The organism is Algibacter sp. R77976 (assembly GCF_044594645.1).
Lineage (GTDB): Bacteria > Bacteroidota > Bacteroidia > Flavobacteriales > Flavobacteriaceae > Algibacter_B.
Window position 1 is genome coordinate 2,345,920 of record NZ_CP138989.1, and the last position, 16,027, is coordinate 2,361,946.

A 16,027-nucleotide genomic window follows, 5' to 3' on the forward strand; every position below is an offset into this window, starting at 1 on the left:
AATATTATGAACTTAAAGAATAATTAAATATGCGTTTACTATTTTGTTTTGTGTTAGTAGTAGTGTCAGTCTTTGGGGCATTCAAATCGCATGCTCTTCAGAGCCGTGATACTATTTACCCCATTTTTCAATTTCCACAACATAAAATGCCACGGATTGATGGCGATTTTTCCGATTGGAATTTGGTTCCAGAAGCCTATACCATTGGCTTAGATCAAATGAAAGAAAGTATAAATGGCATTGGCTTTAATCTTGATGCATCCGATTTGGATATTAAAGTTAAAGTTGGATGGATTAAAGACTTGAACAGATTATACTTTTATGTGGAAGTTTTTGATGATTTCTGGGAATTTGAGCAACTAGATATCAAACAAGATATTTTTGAATTAGTTGTGGATGCCGATGTTTCGGGTGGGAATTTTATTAAAAAGTGGAATGCGAATAAACAATTCTTACCTATTGAAGAATTGCATTTTAGAGGACATGGCTCACATGCACAAAACTACCATGTTTTTATGCCAGCTGTAAATAAAGATTGGGCCATGGTTTGGGGAAATACACCTTGGATTAAAGATTTTCCTTATGCTAATGCGGCCTATACCCACAATTTAGAACAAGGTAAATCTGGTCTACTCAAAATGGAGTTTTGGATAACACCATTCGATTATGCTGCAATTGAAGGGATTAACCATTCGGCAGTTTCAAAGTTAAAAGAAAATGAAATTATTGCGATGTCGTGGAGCGTTATCGATTATGATGATGATAATAAGGAAAGGAAAGATTTTATTAACCTAGCGCATAATATTGAAATGATTCATAACGGTGATTTTATGAATGTATTTAGATTAATGCCATTAACAGAAGAATTCAGACCAGAGCTACAAGCAAATTGGTCTTTTGTTGAGGTTGATCGAGACAGGCGTTTTTTTGCATTTAAAGATAAATCAATAGGCAAGGTTGAAAAATGGACATGGGATTTTGGAGACGGAACGACTTCTCAAGAACAAAATCCTTTACATCAATATAATACAGCAGGTCATTGGACTGTTGTACTCACAGTTGAAAATAAAGACGATAAATCTATACGCTCTAAAGTGTGGGATGTTGTTACAAAATAGTACGATTTAGTTTTGTTATGTAAAAGTCAAAACTATGAATAATAGAAATTAAAATTTTTAATAAGAATTAGTAGTTATGAAAAACAAAGAAGAATTAAACAGAACAATTAGAAAAAGAGGAATTTTAGTATCTCTCTTTGTCTTTTTCGCAATCTCAATAACTTCTGTACATGCACAATCTCAATGGATTTGGCAAGTGGAAGATGGACCAGCAAATACTTGGATGGCGTTTAGAAAAACCATCAATGTGGGTACAGTACCATCTGAAGCATTAGTAAATATTGCTGTAGATAGTAAATATTGGCTTTGGGTAAATGGAGATATGGTATTATTTGAAGGTGGTTTAGCAAGAGGTGCTGCACCAAATACAACATATTACGATCCAGTTGATTTGGCACCCTACTTAAAATCGGGTGAAAATACAATAGCTATTTTAGCGTGGTATTTTGGACGTACAAGAAAGTCCCACTTAGATAGTGGTAAAGGCGGGTTATATGTTTCTGCGGATTGGAACGCCGATTTGAATACAAATTCTTCTTGGAAAATGAAATTGCACCCAGCTTATGACCCCAATAGTGGTGGAGGTGGAGCAGATAATCGCATTACGCCTTATAGCGTAAAATTCGATGCTCGAAATGCTTTAGGTGACTGGACAGATAGTGCTTGGTACACCGAAGGTTATGATGACAGTAACTGGGACACACCTACAGAAAAAGGAGGCATAAATAGTCAGCCTTGGGGCAATTTGGTAGAGCGTGCGATACCGCAATGGAACGATAGAGGATTGACAGATTACCCATCAATGACGGTAAACGGTTCAACAATAAATCTTCCTTATACTAACAATTCAGGGTCTAACGTCACTATAATAGCAAAACTTCCCTTCAATCAGCAAATTACGCCTTACATAAAACTTAATGCTACTTCGGGGCGAACTGTTGTTATTGATACTGATAATAATTTGCATTTATTGCAGTCTATATATACTTCCAAAAGTGGTGTTCAAGAATTTGAAGGCTATACATGGTTTAATGGTCATGTTGTAGAATACAGAATCCCTTCAGGTGTAGAAGTGCAAGAGTTAAAATATCGTTGGACAGGTGTAGGTGAAATGACAGGTAATTTTGAATGTGATGATCAATTTTATAACCGTTTATGGTGGATGGCACGTAATACGTTGTACATCTGTGCAAGAGATGGTTATATGGATTGTCCTGATAGAGAACGTGCCTTATGGATTGGTGATGTTGGGGATCAAACAGGAGCCATTTTTTATACTTTAGATGAGGCAGGAAGAAAATTATTAAAGAAAGCGATAGACAATACTATAAACTATCGTAGAGGAGATATTATAGAGGGCTTAACACCAGGTTTTGGAAGCTTTCAAACGAAAACTGCTGAATTTGTAGCACAAAGTCTTCAGTTTATTGATAATGTAGTGTGGCAGTATTACTATAATACTGGAGATAAAGCTACTATTGAAAACGCATATCCAGCCATACTTACTTATTTAAAGTTATGGAATATGGCTTCAGATGGTATGCCTGAAAACAGAAATGAAGGTGTAAATTGGATAGATTGGGGAAGCGATCGTGGTGATGGAGATGCTGTAAGAGCCACTTGGTATTATATTGCATTAAAAGCGGCAAAAAAAATGGCTATTGTGTTAGATAAAAATGAAGATATACCATGGTATGATAACAGAATTATTAGTATTGAGCAAAACTATGTTCAAAAATACTGGAGAGGTAGTAGCTATAATACTTCAGGTAGCCCAATTGAGGAACGTGTAAGTTCTCTTGCAGTCATAGCAGGTTTAGCTGATGAAAGTCACTATGATGCCTTAGTAGATGAAGTTTTATTCCCTGTTAGAAAATCAAGTCCGCATTTTGAGTGGTTAGCTGAAGAGGCATTAATGCAATTGGGACATCCTGAAAAAGCCTTAACTAGAATGAGAGAGGTGTATGATTTTCAGGTTGATAACCCGAATTTAACAACCTTATACGAACGGTTTGAAAGCGATCCGAAAGGTAGTTTAGGTACACCAAACCATGCTTGGAATGCACCTAACTATATACTATCGCGTTATATTACTGGTATTAAGGCTACTGAAGTGGCATGGGCATCGTATGAAGTATGTCCAACATTGGCTAGCTTTACCTCGTTTGAAACCAAAGTGCCTTCTGTTAAAGGAGACATTTTGGTTGAGGTTACTTCAAGTAAAACTAATTTTAATTTGAAACTAGAATCGCCTGAGAATACAACCGCCGTTGTGGGCATCCCAAAAACTAATACAGAAATATTTGAAGTCACCGTTGGAGGTGTAACCATTTGGGAAGATGGTGCATTTGTAGATGGCGTTTCAGGAATCTCTTTTAATAGTGAGGAAGCATCCTTTTTAAAATTTAATGTAACACCTGGAATCTGGGAGTTTAATGCAGATGTATTTGTTGATTATGCTCCAGAGATTTCCTTTATAACGCCAACTGATGGTGCTATATTCGAGAAGGCAGATGGTGATTTAATAAATATTGAATTGGATGCTACTGATGATGAAGGTATTGATAAAGTTGAATTATTTCTTGATGATCAGCTCATAGCTACAAAAACAACTGCGCCTTTTAATTTCTCATCTTCTGATACGCCTGCATTATCAGACTTAGAAGGTGGTAATTATACATTAAAAGCCATAGTGACAGACACAGATGGGAAAAGTTCTGAAGCAAGTATTAGTATTAGTGTGCTTGACAGAGCTGGTATTTTTACAAATAAATTATTGTTTTACTTACCACTAGAAGAAAATGGTGATGACCATAGCGGGAATAATAACGATGCTACCATGGGGTCTGCTGTAACTTACGATAATGGAAAATATGGTAAAGGAGGAGTCTTTAGCTATACAGAAGGGTCATATTTCACATCTGTTAATAATGTCTTCGAATATAGTGGTGAAACTGCTTACACCATAGCGTTTTGGTTAAAAGTATCAGATTACACCACACGTGGTGACATTTTGCAGCCTACTAATGGACGTACCTTACTTTATTCTAATGGTGATTTAAGCTTTAGATGTTCTCATCAACAAAAGTCCATTTCATTTAATGTAGAGGACTCTGAAAAATATGACTGGTTCCATGTCGCGTTAGTTATGGACCAGAGAGAAGGACAACGACAACATAAATTTTATATAAATGGTCAGCAACATGGCAGTACTGCTGAGGGTTATGAATTTGAAACAGGTAAACCACAAAGTTTTGGTAAACTTGTTTTTGGGTCATTTTCAGCTACTTCATTGGTACGAAATTTTACGGGAATGTTGGATGAGGTGTATATGTTTAATGAGGTGCTTTCTGAGGCTGAAGTAAATGAAGTGATGAATATCGAAAATCTGGAAGAATACCTTGCAAGTCTAAGTGTTATTGAAAATGAATCTGCGTACAATAAAATAAAATTATTTCCAAACCCAACCAATCAAATACTTAACATGGTAGGTGCTGAAATGCTTAATGCAAAGGTGTACGATCTATCTGGAAGAATGATAAAATCAGTTCCTATAAATAACAATGAGCTGAATGTCTCTTCATTCAATAATGGAATATATATTATTAAAATGACAGATATTCAGGGGATTTCTTATATGTCAAGATTTGTTAAACAATAGAACAAAATAAAAGCGGAATGAGAATAAAATTAAAAAATAGTCTAGTTTTATGTCTATGGCTTGCAATTGCTTTTACAACTTCCAGTTCAGTATTGGCTAATACGCCTGATTGGAAAGATGCCCAATGGATTTGGCAACAAGAAGATGGACCTTCGAATACTTGGATGAGTTTTAGAAAAACGATTACTTTAGAAGAAATCCCAGAAATAGTTGAAGCACATATTGCTGTAGATAGCAAGTTTTGGTTATGGATAAATGGAGAAATGGTAATTTTTGAAGGCGGATTGTCAAGAGGGCCAAGTCAAGCAGGCGATTGGAATCGTAAAGAAAAAATTACACCAACCAATTCGTGGTATGAAACTTTGAATATTCAATCTTATTTAAAAAAAGGAGAAAATACCATAGCAATATTGGTCTGGTATTGGGGTCGAGAAACCCACAAAGGAACACACATTGATAGTGGAAAAGGAGGTTTGTTATTTTCGACACAAATAGGAAACCAAAGACTAGTTTCTGATGCCTCTTGGAAAGCCATTCAACACCCAGCCTACAACAATAGTATACCACCAGCAAGTAAAGCACTAGTGCAGTACCCTGTTCAATTTGATGCTCAAAAAGCGATGAATGACTGGTCTGATAATGCTTGGTATACTTCTAATTTTAATGATAGTAATTGGTCAAAAGCAATAGAAAAAGGAAATGCAGGTGTTACACCTTGGTATAATTTAGAACCAAATATTGTACCTCAATTGATTAACCATGGTTTGGAAAATTATAAAAATCATGATGATTTGCAATTTCCATTTATAAGCAAAGGGCAAGTTATTAAATGTAAACTTCCTTTTAATAAACAAATTACACCGTATATAGAAGTCGAAGCAAAAGCTGGCGATACAATTTTTGTAACAACAGACAATCGACTTAATAAAATTACAGCAACTTATATTACCAAAGCAGGAACTCAGAAATTTGAGAGTTTTTCTTGGATGAATGGCAATGAAATACGCTATACGATTCCAGAGGGTGTTAAAGTAAAAGCACTAAAATACCGTTGGATGAGTGTAGGCGAAATGGTTGGTAAATTTGAAATTGACGACCCATTTTACAACCGTTTATGGTGGATGGGCAACAATACTTTATTTGTATGTGCTCGCGATAATTTTATGGATTGCCCAGATAGAGAACGTGCCCTATGGATTGGCGATGTAGCTGACCAAACAGGGTATTTATTTTATGCTATGGATAATGCAGGACGTCAATTACTAAAAAAAGCAATACTACAAACCATGTCGTTTAGCCAGGATGGTGTCATTGGAGCTTTAGGACCATTAAGAGTTCGCGAGTTGGTAGCGCAAAGTTTACAGTTTATTGCACAAAGTATTTGGCCCTATTATTTAAATACTGGAGACAAGGAAACGTTGCAAAAGGTATATCCATTTGTTTACGATTATTTGGCACTTTTTGAAATGCAAGAAAATGGATTGCCAAAATATAGAATACGCCAAAGTCCAGATGCTTGGGATTGGGTAGATTGGGGAGTTAAGGAAACAGCAGATAAAGAACCTATTCAAATTGCATTTTATTATTTAGCCTTAAACAAAGCTAAAGAAATGGCAGAGGTTTTAGGAGAAGAAGCAGATGCCAAATGGTATGAAAGTAGAATGAAAACGATGAAACCAGCATTTGAAAAAGCCTATTGGAATAATGGTTTTTACAGTAGTGATGCTGAAAATTTAAAAGACGATAGAGCCAATGCCATAGCTATTGTTTCAGGAATTGCAAATCCAAAATTTCATAATCAAATTGTTGATAATGTTTTAATTCCCAACCGCTTTTCAAGCCCACATTTTGAGTGGATGGTAGAAGAAGCCATGTGTCTTGCTGGTAGATACAAAGAATCATTGGTTAGAATGAAAGACCAATATCAGAGTCAAGTTGATAAAGAGGATATGTCTACGCTCTATGAAATGTTTCCAAAAGGCGGAAGTTATAATCACGCCTGGAATGGCTCGAATAAAATTTTATCAAAATACATCGCAGGAGTTGAACCTACCAAAGTGTCTTGGGATGAATATCAAATTATGCCAAATTTGGTGCATTTTAAGCAGTTAAAAAAAGTGATTCCAACAGTAAAAGGAAACATTACTATTGATTTAGATGTAAAAGATGATACCTATCAATTAGAGTTGGAATCTCCAGAAAATGCCACAGCAATTATAGGAATACCAAAAACAGGTAAAGCAATTAGTGAAGTGATTGTAAATGGAAAAGTAGTTTGGAAAAATGGTAAAAAGAAGAAATCTGTTAAAGGACTTATTTTTGATAGTGAAAACACAGAATTTTTAAAATTCAAGGCGCAGTCGGGTACCTGGAAAATCGATGCATCATATAAATAGTTTTATAACATAATTATGAAAAAACTAATAACACTTATTTGTTTGTTCCTGTTTGTTTTAGGATGTAGTAAATCTAAATATTATGAGACTATTCAATCTAATTTTATAAACCCAACAGACGATAATACAATTTGGTGTTATTGGTACTGGATTAACGACGATATCTCTAAAGATGGAATTACTAAAGATTTAGAGGCCATGAAAAAAGCCGGTATTGGCGGTGCATTAATAGGAAATATAAATCCGGCACACAAAGATGGAAAAGTACCTATGCTGAGCGAAGATTGGTGGTCTCATATGGTACATGCCGTAGAAGAAGGTAAACGTATTGGGGTAGATATTGGGGTATTCAACTGCCCAGGTTGGAGCCAAAGTGGCGGACCATGGGTAGATTATACAAAAGCGATGCGCTACTTAACCTATAGTGAAACGAAAGTTGTAGGAGGAAAAACACTTGATATAGTATTGGCGCAGCCTAAAAAAGAATTTCAAGACACGCATACGCTTGCTTTTAAAACCTCAAATTTAGAAGCAAAGAGCACCCAACACATTCCAACAAAAATAACAGCCAATTGGCAAGATGTTAATGTCGGTATTCTAAATGATGGGAATAAACAAAACGATACCAGTTTCGAGCCAAAAAAAGGAGAAACTTTAGCTATTAATTTTCAACTATCAGAACCTATTACAACGCGTTCTATTACTGTAATCCCGAGTAGACCATTTAAATGTAAGATGAGTCTATTTGCAGTAGTAGATGGTAAAGAAGAACTTATTAAAGAATTTCAGTTCGACCGTTTTCGTATTACGCCTAATGTAGCCTCTATTGAAACAGGAGATTTTGCTACCGTGTTACCAGAAACAAAAGCACAAGAGTTTGTGTTAAAATGTACCAACTTTAGAACAAAAAGAAAAGCAGACTTTGGTTTTGCCGAGATTACGATTTCTGAAGCATTGGTATTAGATAAATATATAGAGAAACAATTGGGTAAGATGAATTCTACACCAGGTATTAAATGGGATTCTTACATCTTTGGCAATCAAGACGAAATTAACGATAAAAGCCTGTCTATAAACCCAGATAATATTATTGATTTAAGTAATAAACTTGATGAAAACGGGAATTTAACTTGGGATGCACCAAAAGGCAACTGGACAATTATACGTATGGGAATGACGCCAACAGGTACAAAAAATGCACCTGCTGCACCCCAAGGTGTGGGTTATGAAATAGATAAAATGAATAGCGATTTGACGCAATACCATTTTTATAATTTTGTAGGCGAGTTGTTAAAACGTGTTCCCGAAGAAAGCAAATCGGCGTTTAAATATGTAGTGGCCGATAGTTACGAACAAGGTTCACAAAACTGGACGGATGGTTACGAAGTAAAGTTCAAAGAAAAATACGGCTATGACCCTGTGCCATTTTTACCAGTATTATCTGGTAGAATTGTAGAAAGTGTGGAGTTATCCGAACGTTTTCTGTGGGATTTGCGTCGTTCTATTGCAGATGATGTCGCTTACGAATACGTTGGAGGACTGCGAAAAGCAAGTAACAAACACAATTTAAAAACTTGGTTAGAAAACTATGGGCACTGGGGGTTTCCAGGAGAATTTATGATGTACGGTGGGCAATCCGATTTAATTGCTGGCGAATTTTGGAACGAAGGCACTTTGGGAAATATTGAATGTAAAGCATCCTCATCAACAGCTCATACGTATGGAAAACCCATAACATCAGCAGAAGCGTTTACATCCGCCCGAAAAACGTATTTAAGGCATCCAGCAATGCTAAAAAAACGAGGAGATTGGTCGTTAACAGAAGGCATCAATCACTTTGTGTTGCACTTGTACATTCAACAACCAGATGATAGCAGAAAACCAGGAATGAATGCTTGGTTTGGTACAGAATTCAACCGCCATAATACTTGGTTTAGTCAGGCAGACAGTTATTTCGATTATTTACGTCGTTGCCAACATTTATTACAACAGGGAAAATATGTAGCCGATGTTTGTTATTTTATTGGAGAAGATGCACCAATAATGACAGGTGGAAGAGTTCCTGAAATCCCCAAAGGCTATTCTTATGATTATATTAATGCTGAAGTTATTTTAAATAGGCTATCCATAAAAGACGGTCGATTTGTATTGCCAGATGGCATGTCTTATAAAGTAATGGTGTTGCCTCCATTTAAAACCATGCGACCAGAATTGTTACAAAAGATAGAAAGTTTGGTGCAACAAGGTGGAATAATTTTAGGTCAGAAACCTGAAAAATCGCCAAGTTTAGAAAATTACCCAGCAAGTGACGAAATCGTGAAAACTATAGCCAATAAGATGTGGAATGGAAACTACGAAAATCGTAAAATGACGAGACAATACGGACAAGGAAAAGTGTTTGACGGTTACGAATTATCAGAAGTATTTGCAACCCTAAATCTAGCAAAAGATGTTGCTGTTTCTGATGATGCGCCTGTGTTATGGACACACAGAAGTACACCAGAAATGGAAGTTTATTTTATCACAAACCAAAGTAATACACAAATAGAATTAGCACCAATTTTTAGAGTCAATAAAAATGTAAAACCACAATTGTGGGATGCCGTTTTTGGCGAAATCAGAGCATTACCAGATTTTGAAATTACTGAAACAGGCATAAAAGTACCTTTACAGTTAAATATTGGTCAGAGTTGGTTTGTTGTTTTTGCTGAAGAGAATGAATCACTCCCAAAACCAATGAATTCTAAAAACTTTCCAAGTTTTGAAAAGATAACTGAGTTAAAAGAACCGTTTATTGTAGATTTTTCAAATAAAGAAATTGGACCAAAAACACCTGTTGTTTTTAATAATTTAAAAGATTGGTCTAAATCGGAAAACGAAAAAATAAAATACTATTCAGGCACAGCAAATTATACCACAACTTTTAATATAGAAACCCTTCCAGAAAATCAAGATACTTACCTAAATTTAGGAGAACTATCTGTGATGGCAAAAGTAAAATTGAATGGAAAAGATTTAGGAGGCCTTTGGGTAGCGCCTTATCGTTTAAACATATCAGATACAGTTAAGAAAGGAGAAAATCAATTAGAAATTGAAGTCGTTAACCTTTGGAGAAACCAACTGATTAAAGACAAACAAAGACCAGAAGAAGAGAAATATACTTGGTTGGTAATTGATGATATTACACCTGAATCTGAATTGCAACCTTCTGGTTTATTAGGACCGGTAACTATAGAATCTGTAAAATATTAGATAAGACAAAGTGAATAAATTAAAAAGGCATATAACAATGAAGTTGTGGAGTAAATTAATTGTTTTTGGATTGATTTTATGTAGTGTTTATTCCTGTAAAACCGAACAAAAAAAAGAAACAGTAAAAACCAAACCTAATTTACTATTCATTTTTGCAGACCAATACCGGCAAGCCTCATTAGGTTTTTTAAAAGAAGACCCAGTACACACACCAAATTTAGATCAATTGGCAAAAGAAGGTGTGTTTTTTTCTGAGGCCGTTGCAAACAATCCATTATGCAGTCCATATCGTGCCATGTTAATGACGGGTCGTTATTCTTTATCAACTGGTGTTGTAGAAAATTGCAATTCCCAAAGAACGGCTTTGGGTAATTATTTAAAGAAAGATGAAATTTGTTTTTCCGATGTTTTAGTAGAAAATGGCTATAGTGCAGGTTATGTTGGAAAATGGCATTTAGATGGACCAAAACCAACACCTCCAGATGTAAAACGTGTCTGGGATACCTGGTGTCCTCCAGACCGCAGGCATGGTTTCTCTTTTTGGTATGCTTATGGTACACATAACAGACATAACAATCCTTATTATTGGACAACTGATGGTGGAGAAAATGATAAAGTATATACCCAACAATGGTCTGCAGAACATGAAGCAGATGTTGTTATTGATTACCTCAAAAACAATGAAAAGCAAAGAAAATCCAATGAACCTTTTGCGTTGTTTTGGTCTATAAATCCACCACATACCCCCTTTAAACAAGTGCCAGAACAGTATAGAAAACGTTATGAGGGTATGACGCATAAAGATGTTTTAAATAGACCAAATGTGCAGTTTGATGATAATTATGACTTAAAAAGAGGTGATCACGGTGTAGAAAAACGCTTAGATCAAGCTACCGATTATTTTGCTTCTGTAAATGGGGTTGATGATCAAATAGGTCGTGTGATTTCAAAATTAAAAGAAGCAGGACAGTATGAAAATACCATTATTGTGTTTTCTGCAGATCATGGCGAAATGTTGGGAAGTCAAGGTTTGATGCATAAGAACGTATGGTTTAAAGAAGCTTATAAAATTCCTTTAATAGTACATTATCCAAAAGCGATAAAACCAAAAACAGACGATATTTTATTAAGCGTACCCGATTATATGCCAACGTTACTGGGTTTAATGGGATTTGAAGATAAAATACCAGATGTGGTAGAGGGCGAAAATTATGCCGACTTATTTTTTGATAAATCTGTAAGACGTCCAGAAAAGCAATTGTATTTTGGAGGAAAAAGCTTTGCCTCTAAAGGCGATGCTCGTGGTTTTCGAACCAAAGCCTATACCTATGCTGTTGTAAAACATGAGAGTGGAGAAAAATTCTATTACCTCTATAACGATGCTAAAGACCCATATCAAATGAAAAACATTTGGGGAGAAGATCCTGATTTAGATGCTAAAATGAAAACCGAGTTGGCAGAATTACTAACTTCTATGAACGATTCTTGGTAAAAAAATATGAAAACAAATAGACGCGACTTTATAAAAAGTATGTCAGCACTAGGTATTATTGGTGCAACATATCCTCTTTTATCTGCTTGTGCAAGTAAAAATGGAAATGAATATTTAAACGAAAAGATTACAAAAATTGAAATATTTCGATACGATATTAATATACCTCGTTATTTTTCATGGGGCACTTGGCACAACCGTCAGCATTTATTCATCAAAATATCTGCTGGAGATTTTTATGGGTGGACAGAAACGCCTGCATCCAAAAATAATCCAGATTTTAAACCAACAGCTTGGGTTAAATATTTAGAACAATTTAAAGGCTTAACCTTAGGTGAATCTCAAAAATTATTAGCAGCAGAACAAGTATTAGGTTCAAAACGCTCTCTAAAAATGCTAGAGTCTTTAGATATGGGGCTTTTAGATGTATCTGGCCGATTGCAAAACAAATCTGCAGTTGAATTACTAGGTTTAATAGGAACAAATCCAGTTCCAGGATTGTATTGCATTCTAGATAAGGACGAGAAAAAAGTTAGAGAAGAAGCTGAAAAAAGTATCGAACAGAACCTTGCTCATCATATGAAATTTAAAATGTATGGTAATGAAGCCGTTGATATGAAACTTCTTAAAACAATTCGAGAGGTTTTGGGGGATGAAGCTGTTGTGATTTCAGATGTAAATAAAGGCTATAAAAAGTGGAAATCTTTAGACGAATTAAAAGGGATTTTAGATCGTTTTAAAGCTAATGGACTAAATGCAATTGAAGATCCTGCACATTTAAAAACCAAACAATGGATACAATTGCAAGAAATGGTGGGCGATTTAACCTTAATTCCAGATGCGCCTATGCGTCCTGCTTGGAAAGGCATCAACACCATGCAAAAAGGAATGGGACACATTTACAATTTGCATCCCTCTACAATGGGAAGTTTAACCCATACAGCAAAATTAGCGCATAAAGTAAAGGCAATAGGTGCTAAAGTAATGATTGGTGATGATAGTTTGGTTGGTCCAGCTTGTTCTGCGTGGCAACAAATAGCGATTGGCGTTGGAGCGACTTGGGTAGAAGCTATAGAGAAAAAAGAAGATTCTAAAATTTACTTGGAGTGTTTGCAAAGTGCAGCCACTACAAAAGAGGCAAACGGATACTATTCCTTTAAACCAGCACCAGGGTTTGGATTAGAAATAGATACCGAGCGTTTGAAAAAAGTAAGTGAGTTATATATAGAAGTTTAGTAATAAAAAATAAATAAGATAATGATTAAAGTAGGATTATTTGGTATTGGTTTAGATACCTATTGGCCACAATTTGAGGGCTTATTGGAAAGGCTAGAAGGTTATCAACAACAGATAGCAGATAAAATGGAAAGCTTTGGAGCAGAAGTGGTAAATGTTGGATTGGTAGATTCACCCGTGGTTGCAAGAGAAAAGGCAGCGGTGCTAAAAACAGAAGATGTAGATATTTTGTTTTTATACATCTCAACGTATGCCTTGTCTTCTACGGTTTTACCTGTGGTTCAAAAAGTAAAATGTCCCGTTGTTATTTTAAATATACAACCTGTTGCGGCTATAGATTACGAAAGTTTTAATGCTTTAGGCGATCGTGGGAAGATGACAGGGGAGTGGTTGGCTCATTGTCAAGCCTGCTCCGTACCAGAATTTGCGAATGTATTTAACCGTGTAGGGATAGATTATGAATTTGTAACCGGATATTTAGGAGAGCAAGTAGTTTGGGATGACATTCAAGATTGGATAGATGCTGCTAAAGTGGTTTCTGTAATGCAAAATAACAGACTAGGCGTTTTAGGGCATTATTATGCCGGTATGTTAGATGTGTATTCCGATTTAACGAAGCAATCTTCAGCCTTTGGCACGCACATAGAAATTGTGGAAATGTGTGAAGTAAAAAAATACAGAGATGCTGTAACACAAGCTGAGGTTGATGACAAATTAAAAGAATTCCAAACCACTTTTGAAGTGATTGATACCTGTGAAGATGACGAATTGGTACGTGCCGCAAAAACATCAATAGCCTTAGATAAGTTAGTAGACAATCACGATTTAGGATCTTTAGCCTATTATTATGAAGGTGAAAATGCCAATGCATATGAAAATATAGTAACCTCAGTTATTGCTGGAAATACCTTATTAACGGGTAAAAATGTCCCTGTAGCAGGCGAGTATGAAGTGAAGAATGCCCAAGCCATGAAAATTATGGATGCCTTTGGGGTTGGCGGGTCGTTTTCTGAATTTTATGCGATGGATTTTAATGATGATATTGTCATGTTAGGACATGATGGCCCTGCACATTTTGCGATAGCAGAAGGCAACGTACAATTGGTACCTTTACCTGTATATCATGGGAAACCAGGGAAGGGTTTGTCCATTCAAATGACGGTAAAACATGGGCCAGTCACCTTATTATCGGTTGTAGAAGGTAAAGATGATGTGTTTTTATTAGTCGCAGAAGGCGAATCTGTAGAAGGGCCTGTATTGCATATCGGTAATACCAATAGCCGTTACCGTTTTTCAATAGGTGCTAGAGCGTTTATGAACGAATGGTCCAAACAAGGGCCGTCGCACCATTGTGCTATCGGGGTAGGACATATTGCCAACAAAATTGAAAAATTAGGAAATATTTTAAATTTACGAGTAGTTCGTATTTGTTAATTCAATTTAATAATAACTTTTATTCAAAATTTTTTTAAATGATAAAAATTATACGATTAATCTTAATAGTACTATTAAGTCAAGCTTGTGCTAACAAACAAGAATCTTCAGTTCCTAACATTATCATTATAAACGTTGATGATTTGGGCTGGAAAGATGTCGGTTTCATGGGCAGCAAATATTACGAAACTCCTAATATCGATTACCTGTCTAGTTTAGGTATAGTTTTTACTAATGGATACGCTTCTTCTGCAAATTGTGCGCCTAGTAGAGCCTGTTTAATGACGGGAAAATGGACACCACGACATGGTATTTATACGGTTAGTCCTTCAACCCGTGGTAAATCTGAACACAGAAAATTGATTCCAACAAAAAATACACATACACTATCAAAAAACCATACTATTTTACCAGAGGTATTACATGATAATGGATACGTGACTTGTCAGGCAGGAAAATGGCATTTAAGCGATAATCCTTTAGAATATGGGTTTGATGTCAATATTGGTGGTGGTCATAATGGCTTACCTAAAAGTTATAAGCCACCATACAAAAATGTAATCATTGAAGGTGGTTCTGATAAATATTTAACGGATGCCATAATGGAAAAAGCCATACATTTTGTCGATACCGTACAAAAACCATTCTATCTTAATTATTCGCCTTATGCCGTTCATGTGCCTATAACGCCAGTAGATAGTATTGTACCTAAATACAAGAAAAAGACACCGTGGAAGGGGCAAGGGAATCCAGAATATGCCTCTATGGTTGATAATTTAGATAGAAACATAGGTTTGCTTATTGATAAACTAAAAGAAAAACATCTTTTTGATAATACCTTGATTGTTTTTACTTCAGATAATGGTGGTTTATACGGAATAACCAAACAAAAACCATTACGAGCAGGTAAAGGGAGCTATTATGAAGGCGGTATTAGAGAGCCATTTTTCTTTGTTTTAAATGATAAAATTAAACCAAAAACTAAGAGCGATGTACCCATAACAAATTTGGATATATTTCCAACAATTTTAGAATATGCGGGAATTAAGAATTCTAACTTAGCTTTAGATGGAAATAATCTGTCTTCGATATTAGAAGGAAAAGAGGAAATATTGGAACGTTCTCTTTATTGGCATTTTCCCATTTATTTGCAAGCTTATAATGTAAATGATAACGAAAATAGAGATCCTTTGTTTAGAACACGTCCTGGTTCTGTTATACGAAAAGGCGATTGGAAACTTCATTATTATTTTGAAGATGATGGTGTTGAGTTATATAATTTATCTGAAGATATTGGGGAAAGAAATAATCTTTCAGAAACGAATCCAGAAAAGAAAGAAGAGTTATTAAAAATATTGAAGACATGGTGGAAAGACACAAATGCACCTATTCCGAAAACTAAAAATCCTGAATATAAAAAGTCATAATAATTGATTAA

The 16,027-nt window shown here is 35.4% G+C and carries 8 protein-coding genes; all 8 read left to right on the forward strand.

What is annotated here, in order from left to right:
• Nucleotides 1-146: 146 nt before the first annotated feature.
• Entirely contained in the window at nt 147-1,118 is a 972-nt protein-coding gene (locus tag SJY43_RS10165) for a PKD domain-containing protein (protein WP_396600627.1), read from the forward strand.
• A 76-nt stretch (nt 1,119-1,194) separates the two neighbouring features.
• Nucleotides 1,195-4,779 (forward strand): LamG-like jellyroll fold domain-containing protein, encoded by a 3,585-nt coding sequence (locus tag SJY43_RS10170; RefSeq protein ID WP_396600628.1) that lies wholly within the window; start codon nt 1,195-1,197, stop codon nt 4,777-4,779.
• 17 nt (nt 4,780-4,796) lie between these two features.
• On the forward strand, nt 4,797-7,175 hold the full coding sequence (locus SJY43_RS10175; RefSeq protein ID WP_396600629.1) for an alpha-L-rhamnosidase C-terminal domain-containing protein: 2,379 nt from the start codon (nt 4,797-4,799) through the stop codon (nt 7,173-7,175).
• A gap of 15 nt (nt 7,176-7,190) precedes the next feature.
• On the forward strand, nt 7,191-10,427 hold the full coding sequence (locus tag SJY43_RS10180; RefSeq protein WP_396600630.1) for a glycosyl hydrolase: 3,237 nt from the start codon (nt 7,191-7,193) through the stop codon (nt 10,425-10,427).
• A 37-nt stretch (nt 10,428-10,464) separates the two neighbouring features.
• A complete protein-coding gene (locus tag SJY43_RS10185) occupies nt 10,465-11,919 on the forward strand; it encodes a sulfatase (protein WP_396600631.1) in 1,455 nt (484 codons plus the stop codon).
• A 6-nt stretch (nt 11,920-11,925) separates the two neighbouring features.
• Nucleotides 11,926-13,155, forward strand: a complete 1,230-nt coding sequence (locus tag SJY43_RS10190) for an enolase C-terminal domain-like protein (protein ID WP_396600632.1) — start codon at nt 11,926-11,928, stop codon at nt 13,153-13,155.
• 21 nt (nt 13,156-13,176) lie between these two features.
• On the forward strand, nt 13,177-14,589 hold the full coding sequence (locus SJY43_RS10195) for a hypothetical protein (RefSeq protein ID WP_396600633.1): 1,413 nt from the start codon (nt 13,177-13,179) through the stop codon (nt 14,587-14,589).
• Nucleotides 14,590-14,627: 38 nt separating this feature from the next.
• A complete protein-coding gene (locus SJY43_RS10200) occupies nt 14,628-16,016 on the forward strand; it encodes a sulfatase (protein ID WP_396600634.1) in 1,389 nt (462 codons plus the stop codon).
• Nucleotides 16,017-16,027 lie beyond the last annotated feature (11 nt).

Coding starts and splice junctions, on each gene's coding strand:
- SJY43_RS10165 (WP_396600627.1), top strand. CDS start 147: ATGCCACGGATTGATGGCGATTTTTCCGATTGGAATTTGGTTCCAGAA.
- SJY43_RS10170 (WP_396600628.1), top strand. CDS start 1,195: ATGAAAAACAAAGAAGAATTAAACAGAACAATTAGAAAAAGAGGAATT.
- SJY43_RS10175 (WP_396600629.1), top strand. CDS start 4,797: ATGAGAATAAAATTAAAAAATAGTCTAGTTTTATGTCTATGGCTTGCA.
- SJY43_RS10180 (WP_396600630.1), top strand. CDS start 7,191: ATGAAAAAACTAATAACACTTATTTGTTTGTTCCTGTTTGTTTTAGGA.
- SJY43_RS10185 (WP_396600631.1), top strand. CDS start 10,465: ATGAAGTTGTGGAGTAAATTAATTGTTTTTGGATTGATTTTATGTAGT.
- SJY43_RS10190 (WP_396600632.1), top strand. CDS start 11,926: ATGAAAACAAATAGACGCGACTTTATAAAAAGTATGTCAGCACTAGGT.
- SJY43_RS10195 (WP_396600633.1), top strand. CDS start 13,177: ATGATTAAAGTAGGATTATTTGGTATTGGTTTAGATACCTATTGGCCA.
- SJY43_RS10200 (WP_396600634.1), top strand. CDS start 14,628: ATGATAAAAATTATACGATTAATCTTAATAGTACTATTAAGTCAAGCT.